The sequence below is a fragment of the Amycolatopsis sp. 3B14 genome (assembly GCF_050958625.1).
Taxonomy (GTDB): Bacteria; Actinomycetota; Actinomycetes; order Mycobacteriales; family Pseudonocardiaceae; genus Amycolatopsis_E; species Amycolatopsis_E thermoflava.
Map to the genome: position 1 here is coordinate 1 of NZ_JBHZEN010000075.1, position 7665 is coordinate 7665.

Below are 7665 nucleotides of genomic sequence, written 5' to 3' on the forward strand. Positions count from 1 at the left end.
CGCCGTATAGGTCGTTATACGGCCTCAGCCGTCGACCTGGGACGGGTCCATCCAGATGATCTCCCAGTTGTGACCGTCCGGGTCCTCGAACACGCGCTGGTACATGAACCCCTGGTCCATCGGGTCGCGGGTTTCCCGCCCGCCCGCGGCGACCGCCTTGTCCACCAGGGTGTCCACGGCCTCCCGGCTCTCGGCGGACAGGGCCAGCAGCACCTCGGTGGACTTGGCGCTGTCGATGATCTGCTTGTCGGTGAAGGTCGTGAAGAAGTCGTGTCTCAACAGCATCGCGTAGATCGTGTCGCTGAACACCAGGCAGGCCGCGTTCTCGTCGGTGAACTGCGCGTTGAACTCGTACCCCAGGTCGGACCAGAACTTCTTGGCCCGGTCCAGGTCGGCGACGGGCAGGTTCACGAAGATCATCTGATTCGTCATCCCCGTACCCTATGACCGTTTCACCGCCGCGCGCTTCTCCTATCTTGCGCTTCCACCGACCCGCACCGGCTTCGCGGGCACACCGGTCTCGATCAGCGTCCGCAACGGCGTCGCGAGGTCACGGGGCGCGAACAGGTCCGGACCGCGGTAGCCGGCGATCTCGCCGAGCGCCCACCAGCGGAAGCCGGTGATGTTCTCGGCAGCCAGTGCCTCGTCGGAGAACGTCCCGCGCGGCGTGAAAGCCGTCGTGCGGACGAGGTAGAAGTCGTCGGCGACCGCGTCGTGGCTGGTGAGCTCCGGCGGCGCGGGCGCTTCGCGACGCCACACGTGCGGCGGCAGGCCGCCGTCGAGCACGAAGCCGGTCTCTTCGAGCAGCTCCCTGCGCAGCGCTTCCAGCGGGGACTCGCCGTCCTCGACGCCACCGCCCGGCGTGATCCACACGGCCGTGCCCGGCGGGGCGATCCTCATGCGGCACAACAGGATCCGGTCGTCGTCGTCCAGCATGACCGCCCGCACCCCGTGCCGCACCCGCATCGGGTGAGGATAGCGGGGCCGGTCACGCCTCCCGGTCCAATTCGCCCGTCACGTCGAGCGGGATCAGCGGCGCCGGTCCGGCCAGCTCGCTCGCCGGCGCCGGGTGGTAGGCGAAATTCTTCGCCCTCGCGCCGCCGTCGACGACCAGGTCGCAGCCGGTGATCAGGCGCGCGTAGTCCGAGCACAGCCACGCCACCGCGTGCCCGATGTCGGTCGGGGTGCCGGTCGTGCCCATCGGCACCAGCGGCACCCGCTCCCCCGCCCACCGCGACGGGCGGCGCCACTCCTCGTCGCCGTCCGCGCCGCCGATCCCGGCCCGGCGCGGCCTGTCCAGCACGCCGCCCGGCCCCTGCTCCGCGATCAGCGCCGGATTGTCCGGGGTCGGCGCGGTCGGGGTGAAACTGTTGACCCGGATCCCGTACGGCGCGAGGTCCATCGCCGCCGCCCGGACGAAGTTGTTGACCCCGCCCTTGTGGAACGCGTACGCGATCACCCCGGCGCTGCCGGACCACCCGTTGGACGACGAGATCGCCACGATCGAGCCGCGGATCCCCCGCTCCGCCATGTGCCTGCCGACCAGCTGGGTGTTGAGGAAGTTGCCCATCGCGGCCACGTTGACCGCGCGCTGGAAGAAGGCCGGGCTCTCGTCCAGCACCCCGCGCCCGCCGAGCAGCGCCGCGTTGTTGACCAGGATGTCGACGTGCCCCCAGGCGTCCACGACGGTCGCGAGGTACTCGCGGACCTGCTCGGGGTCGGTCACGTCGCCGGGGACGGCCATCGCCGTGCCGCCGTTGCGCTCGATCCGGTCGGCCGCGGCCTTCGCCGCCGCCGGGTCCAGGTCGTTGCAGGCCACCTTGGCGCCGTAGCGGGCCAGCGCGAGCGCGATGCCGCTGCCGATGTTCGGCCCGGCGCCGGTCACCAGCGCCACTTTGCCCTCGAGCGAGATCTCCATCAGACGTCCTCCTCCGGGAAGTGACAGGCGGCCTGGTGGCCGGGCGCGAGCTCGCGCAGCAGCGGCGTTTCCACCGCGCACCTGTCCCGCGCCCGCGGGCAGCGGGTGCGGAACCGGCAGCCGCTGGGCGGTGAGATCGGCGACGGCGGCTCGCCGCGGATGGTGACCGGACGGCGGTTCGCGGCCGCGTCGGCGTCCACGTGCGGGATGGACTCCAGCAGCGCGACCGTGTACGGGTGCCGGGGCGCGCGGTAGATCTCCTCCGCCGGGCCGATCTCGCACAGCTGCCCGAGGTGCATCACCCCGACCCGGTCGCTGACCTGCTTGACCAGCGCCAGGTCGTGCGAGATGAACAGGTAGGACAGTCCCAGCTCCGACCGCAGCCGCTCGAACAGGTTCAGCACCTGCGCCTGGATCAGCACGTCCAAAGAGGACACAGCCTCGTCGCACACGATCAGCGCCGGGTCGAGCGCCAGCGCGCGGGCGATCGCGACCCGCTGGCACTGCCCGCCGGACAACTCGTGCGGACGCCGCCGCCCGAACGTGTCCGGGTTCAGGCCGACGAGGTCCAGCAGGTCCCGCGCCCGGCGGCGCCGCTCGGCGGCGGGCGCGGTGCGGTAGCCGACCATCGGCTCCTCGACGATGTCGGTGACGCGCCACCGCGGGTTGAGGGAGCCGAACGGGTCCTGGAACACCATCTGCACGTGCCGGCGGGCGTCCGCGAGCCGGCGGCCCGTCACGGTCGCGAGGTCCACCCCGCGCAACCGCACCGAGCCCGCCTTGGGCCGCGGGGCCTGCAGGATCGAGCGGGCCAGGGTCGACTTGCCCGAGCCGGTCTCCCCCACCACGCCGAGCGTCTCGCGCGGGCGGATGTCGAACGACACGTCGGACAACGCGTGCACCACCCCGCCCCGCGTGCCGCCCCGGCCCCGGACGGTGAACTCCTGGACCAGGTTGCGTGCCTCCAGCAGCGGCTCCTCGACAGTGGTCATCGGTCCGCTCCGTCCAGAGTGGACCGGGCGCGCCCGCGCACCGTGCACCCCGTCACCGGTGTCATGCGTCCTCCTCGCAGGGGTGCCAGCACGCCCACGCGTGTCCCGGCTCGTGTTCGGTCAGCGGGGGCGCCTCGGCCACGCAATCGGACGCGGCGCGGTCGCAGCGGGGCGCGAACGGGCACCCGGGTGGCAGGTTCGTCAGGTCCGGCGGCTGGCCGGGCGTGACCGGCAGCTCGGCGTGCGGCGGTCGCTCCACCCGCGGGATCGCACCCAGCAACGCCTTCGTGTACGGCATCCGCACGCGCGAGAACAGCGCCGGCGCCGCCGCGTACTCCACCGCCCGACCCGCGTACATCACGATCACGTCGTGTGCGTAGGTCGCCGCGAGCCCGAGGTCGTGGCTGATCAGGATGATCGCCGTGCCGAGCCGCTCCTGCAGTTCCAGCAGCAGCTCCATGATCTGCGCCTGCGTGGTCACGTCCAGCGCCGTGGTGGCCTCGTCGGCGATCAGCAGCTTCGGGTCCGCCGCCAGCGCGATCGCGATCATCACCCGCTGCCGCATGCCGCCGGAGAGCTGGTGCGGGTACTCGTGGAACCGCCGCTCCGGGGCAGGCAACCGCACCAGTTTCAGCAGGTCCATCGCGCGGTCCCGCGCCGCGCGCCGGTCGTGGTCGCCGTGCGCGCGCACCGCCTCGGTGATCTGCACGCCGATCCGCATCGTCGGGTTCAGCGACCGCGCCGGGTCCTGGAACACCATCGCCAGGTCCGCGCCCCGGTGCCGCCGCATCCGCCGCTCCGGCAGGCCGAGCAGCTCGACGCCGCGGTAGCGCGCCGATCCGGTGATCCGCGCCGTGGGCGGCAGCAGGCCCATCAGGGCCCGCGAGCTGACCGACTTGCCCGACCCGGACTCGCCGATGATCGCCAGCGTCCGGCCCGCCTCCAGCCGGTAGGACAACCCGTTGACCGCCCGCACCGTGCGTCCCCGGGCCGCGAACGTCACGTGCAGGTCCTCGACCTCCAGCAGCGTCCCGGTCCGCACGGACGCCGGCGTGGTCAGTTCGTCGATGCTCATCGGCCGCTCCAGCGTCCCCGTAGCGTCTCGCCCAGCAGGTTGAATGCCAGGACGGTCACAAAGAGCGCCAGGGACGGCCAGACCACGAGCATCGGCGTCGCCGACAGACTCGCCTGTCCCTGGGAGATCATGTTGCCCCAGCTCGGTGCGGGCGGCGGGATGCCGAGGCCGAGGAAGCTCAGCGCGCCTTCGATCACGATGACGATGCCCATGCCGAGCATCGAGAACGTCACCAGCTGCGGCGCGATGTTCGGCGCGAGGTGCCGGAACAGCATCCGCCACACCCGGGTGCCGGACAGGTGCGCGGCGACCATGAACGGCTGCTCCCGCAACCGCAGCGTCGCCGCACGGGAGATCCGCGCGAACGCCGGCACCGAGAAGAACGCCAGCGCCAGGATGGTGTTCACCTGGCTCGGCCCGAGGCTCTGCGCCACCGCCAGGGTCAGCACCAGCGACGGGAACGCGATCAGCACGTCCAGCACGCGCATGATCACCGCGTCCACCGCGCCGCCCAGGTAAGCGCTCACCGCGCCGAGCGTGCCGCCTGCCAGCAGGCCCAGCACGTTGACCGCGACACCGACGATCAGCGACGACTGCCCGCCGTGCAGGAGCCGGGACCACACGTCGTTGCCGTTGGGGTCGGTGCCCAGCAGGTGCCCCGGCGAGAACGCGGGCAGGTTCGACTCCAGCACGTCCCCGCCGATCGGCTCGGGCACGGAAGCGACCAGTGGCCAGAGGAAGCACGCGCCGAACACCAGCGCCAGCAGGGCCAGCGGGACGCCCAGTTCGACGTGCCGCAGCCAGCCCCGCACGCGTGACGGGCGCGCCGCGGGCAGCGCCGTGGGCAGATCAACCGTCGCCATAGCGGATCCTCGGGTCGAGTACGGCGTAGAGCAGGTCGGTCAGCAGGTTGGCGGCCACCGCGACCACGGCGAAGACCACCACGCAGGCCTGGACCACGACGAAGTCGCGGCTGTTGATGGCCGACAGCAGCATCTGCCCGATGCCGGGCAGGGCGAAGATCTGCTCGATGATCACGGTCGCGCCGATCATCGTGCCCAGGTTGAGCCCGACCACGGTGATCAGCCCGAACGCCGAGTTGCGGAAGGCGTGCCGCAGCAGCACCTGCCACGGCCCGATCCCCTTCGCCCGCGCCGTGGTGATGTAGTCCTCGCCGTGCAGCTGGTCCACCAGGTCGCCGCGCAGGAACCGGGTGTAGAAGCAGAACAGCGGGAACGCGATCGCCAGCGCGGGCAGGAACAGCGAGTGCAGGTTCGCGCCCAGCCCCTGCTCCAGCGGCACGAACCCGATGGCGGGGAACACCGCCAGCTGCACCGCGAACACCAGCACGAGCAGCAGCGCGAGCACGTAGTTCGCCAGGGACAGGCCGGTGATGCTGACCAGCATGCTGACCCGGTCGGTGAGCCGGTTGGGGCGGCGCGCCGCGATCAGGGCGACCGGGATCGCCAGCCCCAGTGACAGCACGAACGCCAGCCCCACCAGCTCGCCGCTGACCGCCAGCCGGGAACCGAGCTCGTCGGTCACCGGCTGCCCGCTGACCAGCGAGTTCCCGAGGTCGCCGGTGACCGCGCCGCCGAGCCAGTCCAGGTAGCGCACCACCGCGGGCCGGTCCAGCCCCATCTGCTGGTTGAGCGCGGCGATCTGCTCGGGCGTGGCCTCCGGGCCCAGCAGCAGCTGCGCCGTGTCGCCCGGGATCAGGCTCAGCACCGCGAAGGTGAGGACGCTGACGCCGAGCACGATGGGGACCGCGGTGAGCAGCCGCCGGGCCACCAGCCGCAGCGCCGGTGAGGCCAGTGGCCCCGGCATCCGCCGCGGCGCGCCGATCGCCGTCACCGGCTCGTCCAGACCTGGTCCCACAGCACCCCGGTGTTGACCAGGACCGGCGGGATCTTCGTGGTCAGCCCGGGCCCGTGCACGCCGGCCGCGGTGACGTTGGCCGGGGCGAAAGCCAGGATGTAGGGCGCGTAGGCGTTGTCGCTGATCCGCTTGCCCGCCTGCAGGTACAGCGTCTCCCGCGTGGCCGGGTCGACGGTGGCCGCGGCCTGGTTGAGCAGGTCGTCCAGGGCCGGGTCGCTGACGCCGCTGAACGGCGAGGTGGCGGCGAAGCGGAACCCGACGCCGACCCCGGCCGCGGGGTCCCACGCCCCGGCGGTCTGCAGCATGGCCTGCCACTTGTTCGAGTTGAAGTTGCCGATCAGGGCGTTGAGCTGGTCGGAGTGGATGGTGGTCTTGATGCCCACGGCCTCCCACTGGCTCTGCAGCGCGGTCATCACCTGCTCGGCGACGTAGCTCTTGAGCGTGCCGAGGTCGACGGTGAGCCCGCCCAGCTCGGCGACCAGGGCGCGGGCCTTGTCCGGGTCGTAGGTGCGATACCCGTCGATGGTGTCGTGGTGGAACAGCCCGCCCGGGCCGGTGAAGGTCTGCGCGGCCGGGTACCAGTCCTTGAACAGTCCCTTGCGGATCGCGTCCACATTGGTCGCGTAGTAGACCGCCTCGCGCGCCTTCTGGTTGTCGAACGGCGCGGTCTTCGTGTTGAGCTGGATCAGGTACGGCGACGTGGGCGGCTGGATGGTGACGGTCAGCTGCTTGTTCGCCTGCGCCTGCTCGATCAGCGGGGTGGTGTTCATGCCCTCGTAGGCCTGCGCCTGCCCGGCCAGGATCGCCTGGTAGGCGGGCTGGTCGCCGCCGACCGACTTGAACGTCAGGTTGTCCAGGTAGGGCAGTCCGGGCTTGAAGTAGTTCTCGTTGCGGGTCAGCTTCAGCTCCGAGGACAGCTGGTTGGACACCACCTTGAACGGGCCCGCGCCGACCGGGGTGATCTTGAACTGCTCCGGGCCCATCTGCTGCAGCGCGGTGGGCGAGGCGATCCAGTTCACGTTGGACACCACCATCGAGTTGATCACCGCGCCGTACGGGCGGGTGAACCGCAGCACGACGGAATTGCCCTCCACGCTGATGCCGTTCTGCTCGGCCAGCGGCCAGCGCGGGGCGCAGGTGCAGGTCGAAGTGATGTTGCGGCGGAAGTTGAAGGCGACCGCCTCGGCGTCGAAGGGCGTGCCGTCGCTGAACTTCACGCCGTCGCGGATGGTGATGCGGATGGTGCGGTCGCCGTCGGCCAGCTCGTAGCCGCTGGCCAGTTCCGGGACGACGCGAGCGTTGCCGCCGTCCTCGTCGGCGGTCAACGCGAACAGGCCGCCGAAGATCGCGCTCATCTGGGACAGGTTCGCGCCGCCGGTCGTGTTCGTCGCCGGGTCCAGTCCGCTGGGCCAGGCGCCGGCGAAGGAGTTCAGCTCCAGCACGGTGATGCTCCCGCCGCGTTGCGGGGGCCCGGCGGCCGCGCCGCCCTGACCGGCCTGGCCCCCGCCGCCACAGGCGGCGAGGAGGAGCAGCGCCGCGAAGGCGGCGAGGAAACGTGGGATGGGTGTGCGCATGTCGATCTCCCGCTTCGTTGCGGAGCCGCCATCGGGTGGGGGTGGGGAGGTGTGTCGCGCCAGTGCTCGTGGACTCAGTGCTCGTGCACGATGACGCCGCGGATGTTCTTGCCGTCCAGCATGTCCTGGTAGCCGTCGTTGACCTGGTCGAGCGTGTAGCGCCGGGTGATCAGCTCGTCCAGTTTCAGGTCGCCCGAGCGGTACAGCCCCAGCAGCCGGGGCACGTCG

General features: G+C 71.4%; 8 protein-coding genes and 1 pseudogene. All 9 read right to left on the reverse strand.

What is annotated here, in order from left to right:
* Nucleotides 1-24: 24 nt before the first annotated feature.
* Entirely contained in the window at nt 25-432 is a 408-nt protein-coding gene (locus ACCP09_RS34985; RefSeq protein ID WP_037322367.1) for a VOC family protein, read from the reverse strand.
* Nucleotides 433-471: 39 nt separating this feature from the next.
* Nucleotides 472-966, reverse strand: coding sequence for an NUDIX domain-containing protein (locus ACCP09_RS34990; protein WP_378334616.1), 495 nt, complete (start codon nt 964-966; stop codon nt 472-474).
* A 22-nt stretch (nt 967-988) separates the two neighbouring features.
* A complete protein-coding gene (locus ACCP09_RS34995) occupies nt 989-1918 on the reverse strand; it encodes an SDR family NAD(P)-dependent oxidoreductase (RefSeq protein ID WP_378334615.1) in 930 nt (309 codons plus the stop codon).
* A complete protein-coding gene (locus ACCP09_RS35000) occupies nt 1918-2910 on the reverse strand; it encodes an ABC transporter ATP-binding protein (protein WP_378334614.1) in 993 nt (330 codons plus the stop codon). The genes ACCP09_RS34995 and ACCP09_RS35000 overlap by 1 nt, the downstream gene beginning before the upstream one ends.
* Nucleotides 2911-2971: 61 nt before the next feature.
* Nucleotides 2972-3985: an ABC transporter ATP-binding protein gene (locus ACCP09_RS35005; RefSeq protein ID WP_027929696.1), complete on the reverse strand. Its 1014-nt coding sequence runs from the start codon at nt 3983-3985 to the stop codon at nt 2972-2974.
* Nucleotides 3982-4848: an ABC transporter permease gene (locus ACCP09_RS35010; protein ID WP_027929695.1), complete on the reverse strand. Its 867-nt coding sequence runs from the start codon at nt 4846-4848 to the stop codon at nt 3982-3984. Before ACCP09_RS35010 ends, ACCP09_RS35005 begins: the two co-directional genes overlap by 4 nt.
* Nucleotides 4835-5863 (reverse strand): ABC transporter permease, encoded by a 1029-nt coding sequence (locus ACCP09_RS35015; protein ID WP_433753100.1) that lies wholly within the window; start codon nt 5861-5863, stop codon nt 4835-4837. The genes ACCP09_RS35010 and ACCP09_RS35015 overlap by 14 nt, the downstream gene beginning before the upstream one ends.
* A complete protein-coding gene (locus ACCP09_RS35020; RefSeq protein WP_400982214.1) occupies nt 5836-7437 on the reverse strand; it encodes an ABC transporter substrate-binding protein in 1602 nt (533 codons plus the stop codon). The genes ACCP09_RS35015 and ACCP09_RS35020 overlap by 28 nt, the downstream gene beginning before the upstream one ends.
* A gap of 74 nt (nt 7438-7511) precedes the next feature.
* Nucleotides 7512-7665 (reverse strand): annotated as a pseudogene (locus tag ACCP09_RS35025) (alcohol dehydrogenase); the annotation flags it as partial.

Coding starts and splice junctions, on each gene's coding strand:
- ACCP09_RS34985 (WP_037322367.1), bottom strand. CDS start 432: ATGACGAATCAGATGATCTTCGTGAACCTGCCCGTCGCCGACCTGGAC.
- ACCP09_RS34990 (WP_378334616.1), bottom strand. CDS start 966: ATGCGGGTGCGGCACGGGGTGCGGGCGGTCATGCTGGACGACGACGAC.
- ACCP09_RS35020 (WP_400982214.1), bottom strand. CDS start 7,437: ATGCGCACACCCATCCCACGTTTCCTCGCCGCCTTCGCGGCGCTGCTC.
- ACCP09_RS35000 (WP_378334614.1), bottom strand. CDS start 2,910: ATGACCACTGTCGAGGAGCCGCTGCTGGAGGCACGCAACCTGGTCCAG.
- ACCP09_RS35005 (WP_027929696.1), bottom strand. CDS start 3,985: ATGAGCATCGACGAACTGACCACGCCGGCGTCCGTGCGGACCGGGACG.
- ACCP09_RS34995 (WP_378334615.1), bottom strand. CDS start 1,918: ATGGAGATCTCGCTCGAGGGCAAAGTGGCGCTGGTGACCGGCGCCGGG.
- ACCP09_RS35010 (WP_027929695.1), bottom strand. CDS start 4,848: ATGGCGACGGTTGATCTGCCCACGGCGCTGCCCGCGGCGCGCCCGTCA.